The sequence below is a fragment of the Rhodococcus sp. KRD175 genome (genome assembly GCF_017168275.1).
Classification (GTDB): Bacteria; Actinomycetota; Actinomycetes; order Mycobacteriales; family Mycobacteriaceae; genus Rhodococcoides; species Rhodococcoides fascians.
This window is the reverse complement of the sequence record NZ_JABFAQ010000005.1, coordinates 214,980-231,911: the sequence shown is the minus strand read 5'-3', so window position 1 is coordinate 231,911 and position 16,932 is coordinate 214,980. Positions and strand designations below refer to the sequence as shown.

15 protein-coding genes and 1 tRNA gene are annotated in these 16,932 nt (G+C 64.7%); 9 read left to right on the top strand and 7 right to left on the bottom strand.

From position 1 onward, the window contains the following. Positions 1 to 113 precede the first annotated feature (113 nt). Together J1M81_RS09245 and nudC are read left to right on the top strand one after the other, a co-directional pair. Positions 114 to 1,181 carry a TrkA family potassium uptake protein gene (locus J1M81_RS09245; protein ID WP_027496550.1) on the top strand — a complete coding sequence of 356 codons (1,068 nt, stop codon included), beginning with the start codon at positions 114 to 116 and terminating at the stop codon, positions 1,179 to 1,181. A 23-nt stretch (positions 1,182 to 1,204) separates the two neighbouring features. Beyond that, positions 1,205 to 2,107, top strand: coding sequence for an NAD(+) diphosphatase (nudC, locus tag J1M81_RS09240; protein WP_032391659.1), 903 nt, complete (start codon positions 1,205 to 1,207; stop codon positions 2,105 to 2,107). A 7-nt stretch (positions 2,108 to 2,114) separates the two neighbouring features. Here nudC and J1M81_RS09235 read toward each other — a convergent pair whose 3' ends face one another. Beyond that, positions 2,115 to 2,384: a mycoredoxin gene (locus J1M81_RS09235; RefSeq protein ID WP_283348073.1), complete on the bottom strand. Its 270-nt coding sequence runs from the start codon at positions 2,382 to 2,384 to the stop codon at positions 2,115 to 2,117. A gap of 122 nt (positions 2,385 to 2,506) precedes the next feature. Between J1M81_RS09235 and J1M81_RS09230 the strand changes: the two genes are divergently transcribed. From J1M81_RS09230 to J1M81_RS26280, 3 genes are all read left to right on the top strand, one after another. After that, a complete protein-coding gene (locus J1M81_RS09230) occupies positions 2,507 to 4,621 on the top strand; it encodes an ATP-dependent DNA helicase UvrD2 (RefSeq protein ID WP_206497958.1) in 2,115 nt (704 codons plus the stop codon). 143 nt (positions 4,622 to 4,764) lie between these two features. After that, positions 4,765 to 5,076, top strand: coding sequence for a hypothetical protein (locus tag J1M81_RS09225; RefSeq protein WP_206497957.1), 312 nt, complete (start codon positions 4,765 to 4,767; stop codon positions 5,074 to 5,076). A 153-nt stretch (positions 5,077 to 5,229) separates the two neighbouring features. Beyond that, on the top strand, positions 5,230 to 5,550 hold the full coding sequence (locus J1M81_RS26280) for a WhiB family transcriptional regulator (protein WP_283348074.1): 321 nt from the start codon (positions 5,230 to 5,232) through the stop codon (positions 5,548 to 5,550). A gap of 34 nt (positions 5,551 to 5,584) precedes the next feature. Here the strand turns inward: J1M81_RS26280 and J1M81_RS09215 are convergent, their stop codons facing one another. From J1M81_RS09215 to J1M81_RS09205, 3 genes are all read right to left on the bottom strand, one after another. Next, the gene (locus J1M81_RS09215) at positions 5,585 to 6,895 is read right to left on the bottom strand and encodes an AarF/ABC1/UbiB kinase family protein (protein ID WP_032366327.1); all 1,311 of its coding nucleotides are present in this window, start codon (positions 6,893 to 6,895) and stop codon (positions 5,585 to 5,587) included. A gap of 94 nt (positions 6,896 to 6,989) precedes the next feature. Next, positions 6,990 to 7,877: a hypothetical protein gene (locus tag J1M81_RS09210; RefSeq protein ID WP_032372873.1), complete on the bottom strand. Its 888-nt coding sequence runs from the start codon at positions 7,875 to 7,877 to the stop codon at positions 6,990 to 6,992. Positions 7,878 to 8,000: 123 nt separating this feature from the next. Next, positions 8,001 to 9,404, bottom strand: a complete 1,404-nt coding sequence (locus J1M81_RS09205; protein ID WP_032366328.1) for a zinc-dependent metalloprotease — start codon at positions 9,402 to 9,404, stop codon at positions 8,001 to 8,003. 144 nt (positions 9,405 to 9,548) lie between these two features. On the opposite strand from J1M81_RS09205, the gene J1M81_RS09200 reads away from it, so the two are divergent. Further along, positions 9,549 to 10,574 carry a PDZ domain-containing protein gene (locus tag J1M81_RS09200; protein ID WP_032387460.1) on the top strand — a complete coding sequence of 342 codons (1,026 nt, stop codon included), beginning with the start codon at positions 9,549 to 9,551 and terminating at the stop codon, positions 10,572 to 10,574. A 15-nt stretch (positions 10,575 to 10,589) separates the two neighbouring features. Here the strand turns inward: J1M81_RS09200 and J1M81_RS09195 are convergent, their stop codons facing one another. Continuing rightward, a complete protein-coding gene (locus J1M81_RS09195; RefSeq protein ID WP_094653128.1) occupies positions 10,590 to 11,156 on the bottom strand; it encodes a PPA1309 family protein in 567 nt (188 codons plus the stop codon). Between the two features lie 288 nt (positions 11,157 to 11,444). On the opposite strand from J1M81_RS09195, the gene J1M81_RS09190 reads away from it, so the two are divergent. After that, positions 11,445 to 14,405 (top strand): UPF0182 family protein, encoded by a 2,961-nt coding sequence (locus tag J1M81_RS09190; protein WP_206497956.1) that lies wholly within the window; start codon positions 11,445 to 11,447, stop codon positions 14,403 to 14,405. 142 nt (positions 14,406 to 14,547) lie between these two features. Here the strand turns inward: J1M81_RS09190 and J1M81_RS09185 are convergent, their stop codons facing one another. Further along, positions 14,548 to 15,111 carry a transglycosylase family protein gene (locus J1M81_RS09185; RefSeq protein ID WP_027496561.1) on the bottom strand — a complete coding sequence of 188 codons (564 nt, stop codon included), beginning with the start codon at positions 15,109 to 15,111 and terminating at the stop codon, positions 14,548 to 14,550. 501 nt (positions 15,112 to 15,612) lie between these two features. Here J1M81_RS09185 and J1M81_RS09180 point away from each other — a divergent pair. Then, positions 15,613 to 15,689, top strand: a tRNA-Met gene (locus tag J1M81_RS09180). Positions 15,690 to 15,795: 106 nt separating this feature from the next. Then, positions 15,796 to 16,308, top strand: a complete 513-nt coding sequence (locus J1M81_RS09175; RefSeq protein ID WP_206497955.1) for a putative immunity protein — start codon at positions 15,796 to 15,798, stop codon at positions 16,306 to 16,308. A 2-nt stretch (positions 16,309 to 16,310) separates the two neighbouring features. On the opposite strand, the gene J1M81_RS09170 is transcribed toward J1M81_RS09175, so the two are convergent. Beyond that, entirely contained in the window at positions 16,311 to 16,931 is a 621-nt protein-coding gene (locus J1M81_RS09170) for a hypothetical protein (RefSeq protein ID WP_204879572.1), read from the bottom strand. Between the last annotated feature and the right edge of the window lies 1 nt (position 16,932).

Here is a 16,932-nt window from a genome sequence, read left to right as displayed (position 1 = left end):
ATCCGCCCATCCGGTCCGCTCGAAGCGGTCGGTTGTCGACGCGGAAGCGCGGCATGGGGTTACGCTGCGTGCCGTGAATGATCTCGACTTCGGTGAGCACCTCGGTGGGCGACGTGGGAGGTAGGTTGCGCACGCGCCTGGGGGACAGCGGCGCGTTGACCGACAAGCCCGATTTCGCGCTGGTAGGTGTGCTGCGGGTTCCGGAAATCGAATCCAGCCCGTGGAGCGCGATCTACAAGCGGGTTCTGATGGCGTTGGGAATCCTCTTTCTCGCGGCGTTCGTCGTCTACCTCGATCGCGACGGCTACAGCGACAATCAGAACGGCGAGCTGTCGTTCCTCGACGCGTTCTATTACGCGACGGTGTCGTTGTCGACCACCGGATACGGTGACATCGCGCCGATGAGTCCGTCTGCGCGGCTGGTCAACATTCTGGTCATCACCCCATTACGAGTCCTGTTCCTCATTCTGTTGGTCGGCACCACGCTGTCGGTTCTCACCGAGCGGTCTCGACAGGCATTCAAAATTCAGCGATGGAGACGCAGCGTGCGCAATCACACCGTGGTCATCGGTTTCGGTACCAAGGGCCGAACCGCAGTCGACGCGATGCTCGGCGACGGAGTGTCGGCCTCGGACATCGTCGTGGTCGACACCGACCAGACCGTGCTCGACGCGGCCTCGGCGATGGGTCTGGTCACCGTCCACGGCTCGGCCACCAAGTCCGATGTGCTTCGGCTCACGGGCGCTCAACATGCCGCGGCCATCATCGTGGCGACCAATCGCGACGACACGGCGGTCCTGGTGACGCTGACGGCCAGGGAAATCGCTCCGAAGGCCAAAATCGTCGCGGCGATCCGAGAGGCCGAGAACACGCACCTGGTGCGCCAGTCGGGTGCGGACTCGGTGGTGGTTTCGTCCGAGACGGCGGGTCGGCTGCTCGGAATTGCCACGTCCACACCGTCCGTCGTGGAGATGATCGAGGATCTTCTCACCCCGGAGGCAGGCTTCGCCGTCGCAGAGCGAGAGGTGGAGCGGGACGAGGTGGGCGGTTCACCGCGTCATCTGGCCGACATCGTGTTGGGAGTGGTCCGCGGCGGCAAGCTGTTCCGGGTCGGATCACCCGAGGTCGACGCGATCGAGGCAACCGACCGACTGCTGTACATCCGTCGCGTGGCCGACTGAGCAGGCCCAGTAGGGTCGTGAGCGTGCCGAATTTTCAGCTCGTCCATCCACCTCGACTGTCTCGATCACCGCTCGACCGGGCCGAGGAATTGCGCCGCGACACAGCGGCACTGGCCGCCGGTTGGTCCACGGCTCGCATACTCGACGTGGACGGTCGCGGCAGATTCGCAGTGGACGACGGTGGTCTGGTCTTCGTCGACGCCGCAGACGTGGCCACGGAACCGACCGAGGACGTGGTCTTCCTCGGGATTCATGAAGATCGTCACCTGTGGACCCGGCGCGTAGAACTCGTCCAGGGCACGTTGGGAGATCTGCGCACCGACGGTGAGCGCCTCGACAGTGTGTCGCTGTCGATGGTCACCGGGGCTCTGGCCATCCTCAATTGGCACGCCAGTGCGCGGTTCAGCTCGCTCGACGGCGCTCCGTCCGTTCCGTCGGCTGCAGGCTGGTCGCGGACCAGCACGTCCTCGGGTCACGAAGAGTTTCCGCGCACCGATCCTGCGGTGATCTGCCTGGTTCACGACGGCGCGAATCGAGTGCTGTTGGCGCGCGCACCGATGTGGCCCGAACGTCGGTTCTCGGTGTTGGCCGGATTCGTCGAGGCCGGCGAGTCGCTGGAGACCTGCGTCGCGCGGGAGATCAAGGAAGAAGTGGGGCTGGACGTATCCGGCATCGAATATCTCGGCAGTCAGCCGTGGCCGTTTCCGCGCTCGGTGATGATCGGCTTCTCGGCCGTCGCCGACCCGGATCAGCCGCTCGCATTTCAGGACGGCGAGATCGCCGAGGCGCACTGGTTCGAGCGGACCGAGGTCGTCGCCGCCCTCGAACTGGGCGACTGGGGATCGGAGTCGACGTCTCGATTGCTGCTTCCCGGATCCATCTCGATCGCTCGCGGGATGCTGGAGGCGTGGGCAGCGACGACCTGACGCTCGATCAGAGCGACAGAGCGCGCTTGACCTCGGCGAGACTGGGGTTGGTTGCCGTCGATCCGTCCGCGAACTGCACGGTGGGCACGATGTGGTTTCCGTTGTTGACGCTGCCGACGAACTCGGCGGACTCGGGGTTCTGCTCGATGTCGATCTCGGAGTAGGCGATTCCGGCCTCGTCGAGCTGAGTCTTGAGCCGGCGGCAGTACCCGCACCAGGTGGTGGAGTAGACGGTCAGCGCGGCCAGGGTCTGTGGGGTGTTCTCGGTAGTGGTCACGGAGACAGTCAACAGCAGGGCGCAGGTGATTGTTCCGTGACGGCGGCCTCGGCGAGTCTCGGCGAGTCTCGGCGGCGTCGGGCCCGGACATCGCTGTCGGTAGGCACTGACACAATGGACCCATGGCTGACGACGCGATGACTGCCGGTCTCGATCCGGAGCAATCCGCGGCAGTGCTGGCTCCTCGTGGTCCGGTCTGTGTGCTCGCCGGGGCCGGAACGGGCAAGACTCGCACGATCACTCGACGCATCGCGCATCTCGTGTCCGCGGGGCACGTGTCCTCCGGCCAGGTATTGGCGGTCACCTTCACCGCGCGGGCGGCCGGTGAGATGCGCGGCCGTCTTCGAGAACTCGGCGTCGGGGGAGAGGGACCTCCGGTGCAGGCTCGTACCTTCCACGCTGCCGCGATGCGCCAGCTCAAATATTTCTGGCCACAGGTCGTCGGCGACACCGGGTGGCAGTTGCTCGACCGTAAGTTCACCGTGGTCTCGCAGGCGGCGAACCGAGCCGGCGTGTCCACCTCCACCGACGCCATCCGCGACCTCGCGGGCGAGATCGAGTGGGCGAAAGGCTCGTTGATCGCCCCCGAGGACTACCCGCGCATAGCGGCGAGCAACCGACGCGACGTTCCCATGGACGCAGCCAAGGTCGCTGCGGTGTACGCGGGTTACGAAGAACTCAAATCTCGCGGCGGCGACGGCATGTTGCTCGACTTCGACGATCTGCTGTTGCACACCGCCGCGGCGCTCGAAGAGCACTCCTCGGTGGCCGACGAATTCCGCGAACGCTATCGCTGCTTCGTCGTCGACGAGTATCAGGACGTGACGCCGCTCCAACAGCGGGTTCTCGACGCCTGGGTGGGCGATCGTGACGACCTCACCGTCGTCGGTGATGCGAATCAGACGATCTACTCGTTCACCGGAGCGTCCCCTCGCTACCTGCTCGACTTCTCTCGCAAGTATCCCGAGGCCACGGTTGTCCGTCTCGAACGTGACTACCGATCGACACCGGAGGTCGTGTCGTTGGCCAATCGCGTGATCGGTGCCGCGCGGGGTCGCATTGCGGGCACTCGGCTGCAGCTGATCGGTCAGCGTGATTCCGGTCCGGAGCCGGAGTTCTTCGAGTACGACGACGAGCCCGCCGAAGCGGACGGAGTGGCACGCGCGGTGAAGAGGTTGATCTCGAAAGGCGTCGAGCCTGCCGAGATCGCAATTCTGTACCGCATCAATGCACAGTCCGAGGCGCACGAGCAGGCCCTGACCGAGCTGAAGATTCCCTATCAGGTTCGCGGCGGCGAGGGTTTCTTCACTCGACCCGAAGTGCGGCAGGGAGTCAATGCACTGCGTCAGGCCGCTGGCCGAGACGATCTACCCGACGGTTCTCGTTCCGGGGACGGCCTGACCGGTCTGGTTCGGGCCGTGCTGGCTCCACTGGGGTTGACCGCTACCGAGCCGACCGGTGCGCAGGCGCGGGAGAAGTGGGCCTCCCTGGGAGGTCTCGTGCAACTCACCGAGGAATTGCTGGTGCACGACCCCGAACTGACCCTCGACTCACTTCTCGGTGAACTCGCGGCTCGCGCCGAGGCGCGGCATCCACCGACGGTGCAGGGCGTGACGCTGGCCTCGTTGCATGCGGCGAAGGGGCTCGAGTGGGATGCAGTGTTCATCGTCGGGCTTGCCGACGGAACACTGCCGATATCTCACGCGATCGGAAACGATCCCAGTGCGAACAATGAGGCCGCCGTCGAGGAGGAACGTCGCCTTCTCTACGTGGGTGTCACCCGGGCGCGGGTCCACCTGCACCTGTCGTGGGCCCTGGCCCGTAACGAGGGTGGGCGCAAGTCACGTCGCCGCTCCCGATTCCTCGTCGGATTGGTGCCCGAGGATTCGCCCGCGTCGCGCATCGCGGCACCCGCGGCCAAGAGGTCCGGGCCCAAGTGCAGAATCTGCGATAAGCCGCTGATCGGCACGTCGGCCACGATGCTCGGACGATGCGATAGCTGCCCGTCCAACGTGGACATCGCCCTGCTCGACGCGTTGAAGTCGTGGCGCTTGGACAAGTCTCGTGAACTCAAGGTGCCCGCATATGTCGTGTTCAGTGACAACACGTTGACTGCTATCGCGGAACAGCAACCGCAGGACGAGCGTGGGCTCGTAGCGATACCGGGAATCGGGGCCAAGAAGCTCGAGCGCTTCGGCGAGGACGTGCTCACGGTGGTGCGCTCTTCCGACCGGTAACCGTCCGTCGAACAGATGCCGTAAAACTGCTGGTCAAAAATAACTTGTGCAGATCTCGGCGGGGGGCTTAGTCTGTTTCTCGTGTCGCGGGAGACCGCACACTGCCCAGTCCGCCCACGAGACCAGAACAGGAGCTGAAGAACATGATCGATACATTCGACATCGCCGGTGCAAGAGCAACCGTCGTGCTCAGCCCTGTCTGCGGTGCAACGCCCTTCGGCGATGCACTGGTCGGTACGCCCGCTGCTGCGGCCGTAGCCGCCGGCTCAATTGCGCAGACGTGGATTCGTCCCACCGCTTTCGGCCCGATGCACCAGTCCGCATCGGAAGCCCTCGGGTCGAATTCCGCCCCCGGCGTCCTGGCGTTGGCAGCACCCGCTGTGTACACCCATCGACGTCACCGCGCACCACGCGCGTCCGTGTTCGACAGCAGATACCGACTTCACTGTAGGTAGACGCTTCGATTTGCCCACCAGGCCACGGACCCGCACTCGCGGACCGTGGCCTTTGTCGTTCAGGTAGATCCTCTACCCGAGCGTGAGGCCGACATGGTTCGCATTACCCCTCGAACCGATAACGACGCCGCACGAAAAGTAGAGGAGACCGACGTGTCAACCGCCACGATCCGGACGACATGCCGACCAGAGTCCGAAAGCACCTACGCAGCAACAAGTTTCGCCGAATCGGCGGAGATCGAGCTGTCGGTGCCTTGCCGAGCGGCGAACCCCGACATGTGGTTCGCCGACACCCCTGCCGAATTGGAGCAGGCCAAGGCGCTGTGCGCCGAATGCCCCATCCGCCGAACCTGCCTCAGCGCCGCATTGGATCGCGCCGAGCCATGGGGCGTATGGGGTGGCGAGATCCTGGAACAGGGTGTTGTCATCGCACGCAAGCGTCCTCGCGGACGACCACGTAAGAACGCGGCATGAAGCTCGATCCGGAAGTCCGGCTTCACCGAGTGATTCACTCGGTGAAGCCGGGCAACCATTCCGTCAGAATTGCCATGTACGGCGCATAGGCGTCGAGCTGCGCGCAGATTCCCACCAGGCCGCCCAGTACCCGGAAGATCATCACGTACTCCGGCGGCATGTTCAGCGAGCGAACGGTGCGGAACTGTGCGCTGTTGAAATCGGCTGCGGTGCCTGCCGCTTTCTGCAGCCACGCCCGAGTGAAGTGAAAAGACTCGGTGTGAATCGGGTCTGTGAACGGGCGAAGGTAATCGGCAATTTCCTTCTCCGTCACCGTGCGACCCGGCACCACGAAGCCACTTTCGGTGCACAGTTCGACCAGTTCGTCGAACTTGTCGTCACGAGCGAGTGCGACCATCCGGCCGAGGACCGGAGGCAGGCCGTCGGGCATCGGAGCACATGCCCCGAAATCGATGACGCCCATTCGGCCGTCGTCGAGCATCATGAAGTTTCCCGGATGTGGGTCCGCGTGCAACAACTTCGCGCGTGCGGGAGACTCGAACGCGAACCGCGCGAGTAGTTCGCCGGCTCGATTACGCTCGTCCGCAGTTCCGTGCGCGATCACATCGGCCAGGGGCCTGCCCGTCATCCATTCGCTCACAACCACTTTCGGGGCGCTGGCGACGATCTTGGGTACCGCGAACCGAGGATCGCCCGCGAATTCCTTGCTGAAGGCGCGCTGATTGGCTGCCTCGATGCGGTAGTCGAGCTCGTCCTCGGTGCGAGCCGTCAGCTCTTCGAGCACGGGCTTGACGTCCGTACCGGCGAGCACCGTGCTGAACAGATTCGCGAAACGAGACAGAGTCTTGAGGTCCGACCGCAAGGCGTCGTCCGCACCCGGATACTGGATCTTGACCGCGACGTCGCGCCCGTCCGCCCACGTGGCTCGGTGGACCTGGCCGATGCTGGCCGAGGCGATTGCGGTGTCGTCGAAACTCTCGAACCGTGATCGCCACGCCGTACCCAGTTGTTGATCGAGTACGCGATGCACTGTCTTGGCCGGCATGGGCGGGCCCTGAGCCTGCAGCTTCGTCAGTGCCTCACGGTAGGGCTCCGAATACTCCTCGGGGACGGCGGCTTCCATCACCGACAGCATCTGACCGAGCTTCATGGCCCCGCCTTTGAGCTCTCCGAGGACGGAGAAGAGTTGCTCGGCTGCTTTGGCGGCCATGTCCGCGTCGATCTCGTCGCGGTTTCCGCCGGCGAGCTTCTTTCCGAAGCCCATCGCGGCACGTCCGGCCATTCCCAGGGGAATGCTGGCTAGTTTCGCGGTACGAGTGGATCCACGGCGCGGTATGTCTGACACAGCTCCATCATGGCTGAACCTTCCGACAAATGCTCGGACCGGTGAAACCGTGGCCTCGACTGCCGAGGTGGGCGGGTGGTCAGTGACCGTGTCGTCAGTACCAGCAATCACAATGCGGATGTCGCGTCCACTGTCTTTTGTGCACGGACGTACCGGTTGCCGCGAAACTCAGCTCCATCGTGCAGTCGGTGGTTTCGGGCATCGTTCCGTCCGTGCGATCGATGAGGGTCTCGAGTTGCGCGAACGCGAACGCCGCCGTGGCCAACACCGTGGCGGTACTCGCCTGGCCCACCGTGCCGAGCAGATGTGCGGACAGGTGCGGCCACTCCGGGTCGAGATCACAGCGGGTGAGATCGGCGCAGCGCAGGCAACTCGTCTGTCCGGGCACCACGAACGGGCCGACGATTCCTTTCCCGTCCCGCAGTCGCACCTGCAGGTGCGGGATCCTTTTCCGCACCAGATCGGTCACCAGGCGAGGCTCGGCGACGAGGTCGTCGGTGAGCACGACCACGTCGTACTGCCACGAGTTCACGGCGAGGTGCGGATAGCGTGTCGGGGTCAGGCTCGTTCTGGTCACCGCGACACTGGTGCGCCGCAACCCGGCGGTCAGCGCATCCGAGAGCGGCCCGCGGCCCACGAGATGCACGGAACGAATGTCGCGCAGTTCACTCGACGGAGCGTCCGCGTTGCTCGACGCCGGGCCACTCGTGCCGTGTACGAGCAGGCCCGAATCGTCCAATTCGGCCAGCATCGACGACACTCGGTTCGCGGACAAACCCAACGTCATTGCGTGACAGACGATGTGAGGCCGGGAACGTCCTGCCGCGAGAAGCCGCAGGATCTCGAGTATCGAGCCCGGTTCCGCACCGGGAGGGGGAGTGACGACGACGCTGGTCTCGGGGCTCCACCCCAATTGAACGGTTCCGTCCCGTCGCGGCAGGATGGCCACCGCGGGATCGAGTCGAACGGTCGATGTGATCATGAACCACACTGTGACACTCGGTCCGACGGCAAACGCCCGCTCGGAGCACGTTATCCACAGGGGAAAATGGGCTTCGAGCAGGCGTTCGACGGGACCGACGGCATTGGTGTGCGCCGTCCGGGTTCAGGGTGTGGAAGAGCCCTTGTCCGGATGGTCGTCGCCGTCCTCCGAGGCGTCGTCCGTGCCGTGTTCCGCTCGTTCGGCGGCCTCCTTTGCCTCCATCGCCTCGAGTTGCGCGATGGGGTCGTCGAAGCTGGAGGTGCCGCCGCCGACGACTCGGTCGATGAACGCCGCCGGATTGTCCAGGTCGGATGCGTCGGGCAGGAGATCCGGGTGTGCCCACACCCCGTCGCGGCCCTCCACGTCCGCGGCGGCCAGTAGTTGGCGCCACAGATCCGCGGCCTCGCGCACCTTGCGGGGACGCAACTCGAGACCGACCAACGTCGCGAACGTCTGCTCTGCCGGGCCGCCGGAGGCGCGGCGACGGCGAATGGTCTCGGCGAGGGCAACCGCGCCGGGGAGACGGTCGCCGAGTGCGGCCGTGACCACGGTCTCCACCCAGCCCTCCACCAGCGCCAGCAACGTTTCGAGACGTTCGAGAGCGTGCTTCTGCTCGGGTGTGGTCTGCGGCTCGAACGAACCCTGCTGCAGCAGCGCTTCGATCTTCGACGGATCCGTCAGCGCCGACGGGTCGAGCCCTGCAGCGGCTTCCTCGATTGCCGAGAAATCCATGCGGATGCCGCGAGCATATTCCTCGACAGTGGCGAGAACCCGCTGGCGCAGCCACGGGACATGGCTGTACAGCCGCTGGTGTGCAGCCTCGCGAGCGGCCAGGAACACCAGCACCTCACGCTCGGGCTGTTCGAGGCCTTCGCTGAACGACGCGATCGCCGACGGTAGCAACGCGGCGGTGCCCGACGGGCCGAGCGGGAGACCGATGTCGGTGGAGGTGAGAACTTCCTTCGACAGTTGGCCCAGTGCCTGACCGAGTTGCGAGCCGAACGCCATTCCGCCCATCTGGGTCAGCATGCCCATCATCGGTCCGGCCATCTGCTGAGCCTCCGGCGGCAACCCCGAGGTCCACATGCCCGAAATCTGCTCGGCGACCGGATCGCACAGCCGCTTCCAGGTGTCGATGGTGTTGTCCAGCCAGTCGACCGGCGTCCACGCTGCAGTCTTGGTGGCACCGGCAGGCAATGTGGTGGCACCGTCCAGCCAGAGCTCGGCGAGGTGCGCGGCCTCGGTGATGGCCTCACGCTCCCCGGCCGACACCGGGCTGAAATCGCCCATCTGCTGTCGGGCCAATTGCTTGGCGAGGTCGTAATTGACCGGTCCGGCCGACGATCCGCCCGACCCCGCGGCACCCATGCCGCTGAGCATCTGGCCGAACTGGGTGAGCATCTGGCCCAGTTGTGCAGGGTCGAAGCCCTCGGCCCCGAACCCGAAACCGGCGGGGTTACCCGACCCGTCCGGATCCTTCTTCTTGTCCGGGTCGTCGTCGGAAGCACCGAAACCAAAATTGCTCATGGCTCAACGGTACAAGCCATGAGCACTCGGAGCGCGAAAGATCGTCACGCTGACGGCGAACAGAACGGCTTCGTCGCATCGTGCGTCGCGCTCCGGCAGGGGCGGTATCCACGCCGCCGCACGTTCGGATCTAGTGTCTACCGAGTGAACCGAAGGATCGCCACACTCGTCGCAGCGCTGGTACCGGTCGTGGTGCTGGGCGTCACCGGCTCGGTCGTCACCGTTCCGTTCGCGGCACTCGGCCCCGGGCCGACCTACAACACTCTCGGCGACGTCGACGGCGTGCCCGTAGTCCAGATCGACGGCACCGACGTCGACCCCACCGCAGGCCATCTGAACATGACGACGGTGGCCGTGCGGGATCAGCTCAATCTTTTCGAGGCTCTCGGGTTCTGGGCCAGTGGGCGTCAGGGACTGGTGCCTCGTGAGGAGGTGTACCCACCGGACAAGTCGAAAGAGGAAGTGCAGGAAGGTAATCAGGCCGATTTCGAGCAATCGGAATCCAGTGCCGAACTCGCCGCTCTGCATCACCTCGACCTCCCGGTGTCGCTGTCGGTGACGAGCGTGGCCCAGGACGGCCCCGCCGCAGGCGTGCTGAACATCGGAGACACTCTGGTTGCGGTGGGCGGCACCCCCGTCTCGACGGCCGGCGCGGTTCGCGAGGCCGTCAGCGCCAAGGCACCCGGCGATTCGCTCGACATCGACTACGTGCGTGATGGTGCCCCTCGTACGGGTTCCGTTGTGCTCGGGGCCAGGCCGGACGATCCGTCCAAGGGATATCTCGGTGTGACGCCCGAGGAGCAGCCCGACGTTCCGTTCGACGTGAAGTTCAATCTCGCCGACGTCGGTGGTCCGTCCGCTGGCTTGATGTTCAGCCTCGCGGTGGTGGACAAACTGAGTCCCGGCGAGCTGAGCAACGGCGAATTCGTGGCGGGAACCGGCACGATCGACGCAGCGGGAACGGTCGGCCCAATCGGCGGTATTCCCTACAAGCTGATAGCAGCTCGTGAGGCAGGGGCCACGACGTTCCTGGTGCCCGACGCCAATTGTGGTGAGGCGCAACAGAATGTGCCCGACGGTCTGCGCTTGGTGCGAGTCGAATCGCTGGACAACGCGATCGACTCGCTCCGAGCGATCGGGTCGGGCGAAGACGTTCCGACGTGTAGCTGACCCGCTCGGTCGTATTTATTCGTCGTCGACCACATCGAACGTCGCGTACAGACCGTGGACGATGTTGGGTGCCAGGTCCTCGGCGATGCGTAGGTCGATGGGAGCGAACGGATCGGCGTCCTCGTCCGGATGCAGTTGCAACAACGTCAACGACGGCCCGTCCTTGAGCACTGCCACGATCAGCCGCGCGTCACGCTTCTCAGGATGGTTCTCCGCGGCCGATCGCGCCGCGTTGTCGGCCGCGTCGGGATCTGCGAGAAGCGGCATCAGCGCATCGTCGAGTGCCGACTCCGCCGCCGGGGGGAGTACGACGATCTCTTGGACGAGTGCGCATCCCACGACGCCCTCAGGCCACGTCGACGTGGCGAGGAATTCGTCGAGGGCGGGGGAGCCGCCGGTGATGTCCTCGGGCAACGAATGCTGCTGGATCGGTGTGAGTGCAGCACCGTCCGCCAGATCGTCGAGCAGGCCGGGTTCTGCCGCGGCGAGGGCAGCGGTGGGCACCAGCGCGAACATCTGGGGCGATTGGCCCCACCCGCCCGCGTCGACGAAGTCCGCCACCTCACGCGCGCACCGAGCCAATGCCTCGGCGACGCCGGGTCCGCCCGACTCGGGGTCGAAGTCGTCTCCGAAATGTTCCTGGCCGGGCAGTCCGTCACTGTCGTTGCTCACCGCACTATCCTCGCATCCGAACGGTTCCACGAATGTCGATGCTCCTGACCTGCGGTCCGGCGGGGCCGCAGTACGGGCGTCACAGCCGTAGGATCAACGTACGTACAGTAGGGCGAAACGGACATGCGGCGCACGCGAGGTGCGCCGTGACAGTCATCTGCGGCGCCATCGGCGTCGCCCGAAGTTGGAGTGTGGCACGTGGGCATGAGGCCCCCCACCGGTATGCCGTCGTTGTCGCGGCGAAGCCGGATCTTGCTCGTATTGGCCTTGGTAGTAGCAGCTTTGCTGCTCATCGGTCCGCGGTTGATCGATATCTACACGAACTGGTTGTGGTTCGGAGAAGTCGACTTCCGCGGCGTCTACACCACCACTCTGTTGACCCGGTTGGTGATCTTCCTCGTCGTCTCGGTCGTCGTCGGGCTCATCGTCTTCGGCGCGCTGGTCGTCGCGTACCGCAATCGCCCGGTGTTCGTTCCGGTGGCCGGACCCAACGATCCGATCGCTCGATACCGCACCACGGTGATGAGTCGATTGCGGTTGTTCGGCATCGGAATCCCGGTCGTGTTCGGCTTCCTGTCCGGCATGATCGCGCAGACGAACTGGGTCACCGTGCAGCTGTTCCTGCATGGCGGCGACTTCGGCCAGACCGACCCGCAGTTCGGCCTGGACGTCGGGTTCTACTCGTTCGATCTGCCGTTCTACCGCTTCATCCTGAACTGGCTGTTCGTTGCCATCCTGGTCGCATTCTTCGCAAATCTGGTGACGCACTACGTCTTCGGCGGTATTCGTCTCGCCGGCCGAGAAGGAGCGCTCACTCGCGCGGCGCGGATTCAGCTCGCTGTGCTGGCCGGCACCTTCGTCCTGCTCAAGGCAATCGCCTACTGGTTCGATCGATACACGCTGTTGTCGAGCAGTCGCAAGGAGCCGACGTTCACCGGTGCCAGCTTCACCGACATCAATGCGGTGCTGCCGGCCAAGCTGATTCTGTTGGCTATTGCTGTCATCTGCGCGATTGCCTTCTTTGCGGCCATCTTCCTTCGTGACCTCAGAATCCCCGCCTTGGCCACAGCGCTGTTGGTGTTGTCGTCGATCCTGATCGGTGCCGTCTGGCCGCTGGTGATGGAGCAGTTCTCGGTTCGTCCGAACGCGGCCGACAAGGAGAGCACGTACATCGAGCGCAACATCGCGGCAACGAGATCTGCGTACGGATTGACCGATGACGTGGTCTCGTACCGCGACTATTCGGGTGAAGCGTCGTTGAGCCCGAGCGAAGTGGCATCGGAGTCGGCCACGATGTCGAACATCCGGTTGCTCGATCCGAACATCCTTGCGCCGACGTTCACTCAGCAGCGTCAGATCCGTAACTTCTACGGATTCCCCGACACACTGGCCGTCGACCGCTACCCGGACGCGGACGGCAACCTCCGCGACTACGTCGTCGCCGCGCGTGAGATCTCACCGCAGACTCTCGACGCGAACCAGCGTGACTGGATCAACCGCCACACCGTGTTCACGCACGGAAACGGCTTCGTTGCTGCTCCTGCAAACTCCGTCGACGAGGCTGTCGCCGACGAGTCCAGCGGCGGGCGTGGTGGTTATCCCAACTACCAGGTGAACTGGATCGAGAACAACGCCGAGGGAACCGTGCGTAAGGACGGCCCAGGTGACCTCGATCAGCCGCGCATCTACTTCGGCCCGGTCATCGCGAATTCCGACGCCGACTACTCCATCGTCGGCTCGGCCGGCGAACCCCGTGAGTACGACACGGACAGCAAGAGCTACTCCTACACCGGTGCAGCGGGTGTCGACGTCGGCAACTTCTTCAACCGACTCGTGTTCGCGAGCAAGTACGCCGAGCGCAACATCCTGTTCTCGAGTGTGATCGGTGACGAATCGAAGATTCTGTTCAACCGTGATCCCCGAGACCGTGTGCAGAAGGTCGCGCCCTGGCTCACCACCGACGGTTCGACGTACCCGGCGATCGTCGACGGCAAGCTCGTCTGGATCATCGACGGCTACACAACGCTGGACAACTTCCCGTATGCCCAGCGGATGTCGCTCGAGGATGCCACTGCCGACAGCATCGAGTCGACGACGACGCGCGCACTGCCGAGCCGGGAAGTCTCGTACATCCGGAACTCGGTCAAGGCCACCGTCGACGCTTACGACGGCACTGTCAAGCTGTACGAGCAGGACGAGAACGATCCGGTGCTCAAGGCATGGGAAGGCGTGTTCCCCGGAACGGTCATTCCGAAGAGCGAGGTGTCTCCGGAACTGCGGGATCACTTCCGGTACCCGGAGGACCTGTTCAAGGTTCAGCGTGAACTGCTGACGAAATACCACGTCAACGATCCGCGAGAGTTCTTCACCAACAACGCGTTCTGGGAGGTTCCGACCGACCCGACCGCGGAGAACACTGCCGCCAAGCAGCCTCCGTACTACGTCGTCGCGTCCGATATCTCCAACGAGGAGAACCAGGCCTCGTTCCAGCTGACCAGTGCGCTGGTGGGGTATCGCCGAGAAGTGCTGGGCGCGTATGTCAGCGCGGATTCGGATCCGGAGAACTACGGCAAGATCACCGTGCTGAGGCTGCCGACCGATACGTCCACTCAGGGCCCGAATCAGGTACAGAACCAGATGACGACCACGACGGATGTCTCCGAAAGCCTCGGCATCGTGCGCCGGGAGAACACTGTCGAGTTCGGCAATCTTCTGACCCTGCCTGTGGGCAACGGCGGTCTGATCTATGTGGAGCCGGTGTACGCCTCGCGCACCAACGAGGCGTCGGCGTATCCGCAGTTGATCCGGGTGTTGGTCTCGTACGAGGGTCGTGTCGGTTACGCCGCCACGCTGCCCGAGGCCATCGAGCAGGTGTTCGGGGCCGGTGCCGGACGGACCGTCACGGCGCCGGGGGAGACCGACGGCAGTACCCAGCCGGGTGCCGTACCCGAGACGACCCCGTCCGAGGGCGGTTCGACGCCGGCAAATCCGGCTCCGTCCACCGGTGGGTCGACCACCAGGGACGCCGCTGTCACCGGGTTGAACGACGCACTCTCCGCCGTGCGGACTGCACAGCAGAGCGGCAACCTGGCGCAGCTCGGCACCGCGCTGGAGAACCTGCAGACGGCTGTCGACGCGTACAACCGGGCCGGTAGCTGATCGGCACGGTTTCACCGGGCTGACAGAAACGACAGAGCCGCCTCACCGAATCGGTGAGGCGGCTCTGTCGTTGTTCGCTACACCGGATGCGCTGGGCATCGCGGCGAGCGGAACGAGGCAGTTTTAGCGAACTACCGGTGAATCAGCGTCCGATGGGTGCGAGCACTGGAGCGTTCGCAGCAGCGAAGTGCTGGAACTGGGTGCTCAGGCCGTACTGGTCGGCGAGCTTGGATGCTGCATCGAATGCGCCCTGAGCGGCCTGTGTAGCTGCTGCGACCTCGGGTGCGACGGCAGGCGCGGGGGCCGGTGCCGGTGCTGCCTGAGGAGCCGGTGCCGGTGCCGCTTCGGGCTCGGCTGCCGAGGTTCCGGTGGTCAGCTGCTGACCACAGACGGGCCATGCGCCCGGTCCCTGGCTCTGCAGAGTATTTTCCGCGACGCGGATCTGCTCGGCCTTGGAGGCGTTGGCGGGTGATCCGGTTCCGCCGTTGGCCGTCCAGGTGCTCTGCGAGAACTGCAGGCCACCGTAGTAGCCGTTTCCGGTGTTGATGTTCCAGTTGCCACCGCTCTCGCACTGTGCGACGCCGTCCCAGTTGTGGGGGGCTGCGTTGGCGGTTCCGGCAGAAACGCCGAGCGGAATGGCGACGGCTGCGCCGGCGATGGCGGCCAATCCGAGTGCGCGCTTACCGAAGTTGTTCTGAGTGGTCATGCGGGGTGAATCCTCTCCGCGCTCGACTGGCGCGACTGGCCTGCGAATCGTTACGCCGGTGGTGATGGCGATGACGACCAGGCACTTCGTATCGTCGCGGCTCTGCCCCCGTACGTATTGGGGACCACACCCGCGGGGCAGAGCGAAAGAAGCGGCGGGGTGGTGCAAGCCCAGCGGTTTAGGGCCGTCCGTGAAGGTAGTCGAGGATTCACTCACCGTCACTGAGCGGATATGGGATGCGACCCGTCCACATAGTGGGATCGCGCCCCCTGTTCGTGCAGCTCGAGCCGCATTGTGGCGGGAATGTTTCACCTTCGTGACCCGACCGTTATGTGACTCGAAACACGCAAGAAAAGAGACCCGGAGCACTATTTCGAGGGGCTGCGAACGTGCTGTTCGGGTCGGCTCGGCCGCGCGTCGAGCCTGATCGACTGGACCGAGCACCCCGTGGTCACGTGATTTGCATTCGTCGTACACGCAGGGGTAACTTCGTAGATGCAACGCGGGGTGGAGCAGCTCGGTAGCTCGCTGGGCTCATAACCCAGAGGTCGCAGGTTCAAATCCTGTCCCCGCTACCACTCGAAAAAGCCCGAGGCCACACGGTCTCGGGCTTTTTTGTGCTCTGATAGCCACCGTGCAATCACATTGGACTGCCCGATGCCCGTGCGAAGAGGGCGACCGAGGATGATCCTGCCCGCTGTTCGAGATCCCCGGCTCGTCACGGCCCGGCGCGGGGGACTGCTGTCCGATGACGATCATCGGGCCCTGGCACTCTGGGCTGCTGCCTGTGCCGAACACGTGCTGCCCCTGTTCGAGAGCTCGGTTCCGTCGGACGCCAGACCGCGGGAAGCCATCGACGGGATCGGCGCGTGGGTACGCGGTGAGCTGCCGATGATGGAGACCCGCGCCCTCGGCGGACACGCGGTGGGCGCAGCGCGTCCCCTTCGCGGAGCGGCTCGATTCGCCGCCTACGCCGCAGGTCAGGCCGCATGCGTGGCGCACGTGGCCGAACACGACCTCGGAGCAGCGGCATACGCCATCAAGGCAGTTCGAGCTGCGGCACCGTCGTCGAGCGCAACCGCCGCGGCGTATGCGGAAAATGAGTGGCAGAGGGAACAGCTGCCGGACAGCGTGCGGGCTCTGGTGTTGGAGGACCAGCACAGGAGAAACAGCATCTGCTGGTACGTGTTCGAGTAGATCTATAGAACCGTGACCGTGAAGGACTGGGTGTCGACGACCAGAGCACGAAGATCGTGCGGCCTCAGCTGATCTGCGGCGAGCAGTGAGGTATCGGGACGAAACCGGATCGTGGTACCGGTCCGATCCGTAGGGGCAGTCGACACCAATTCGGTGACGGGCAACCCGTGCTGGTATCGGCGGGTCCACGAGCCCTCACTGCGACGGTTGGTGTGCTCGAGCACCTCCGACAGCGCTGCGACAGTCGACATTCCGCGGCGGGCATGTCCGTCCGCCAACAGCACTGGCTCCAGCCGGTCGAAGAAGCGAACATCTGCAGTGCTCACAACGGGCTTGCGAATTGCGAGTCCGCGGTCGAACCGTGTGTCGGTACCTCGTCCGAGGTCCGTTACATCGATCGTGCCGTCCGAGTCGAACGTGATGGTCGCGTGACCGCCTCCCTGATCCTCGGCTTCGTCCACCGCATACGCGAGGACTTCGAGAATTAGGTGCAGCACTCCACCCGGCGCGTACTCACCGGGGCGGCTTCTGATGTGCGAGAGGTGATCTCGATCGACGTCCATCGACCAGTCGTGCGTCGTGGTGGACCAAGTGCTCCGACCGGACACGGAGGGGTCGGGCACC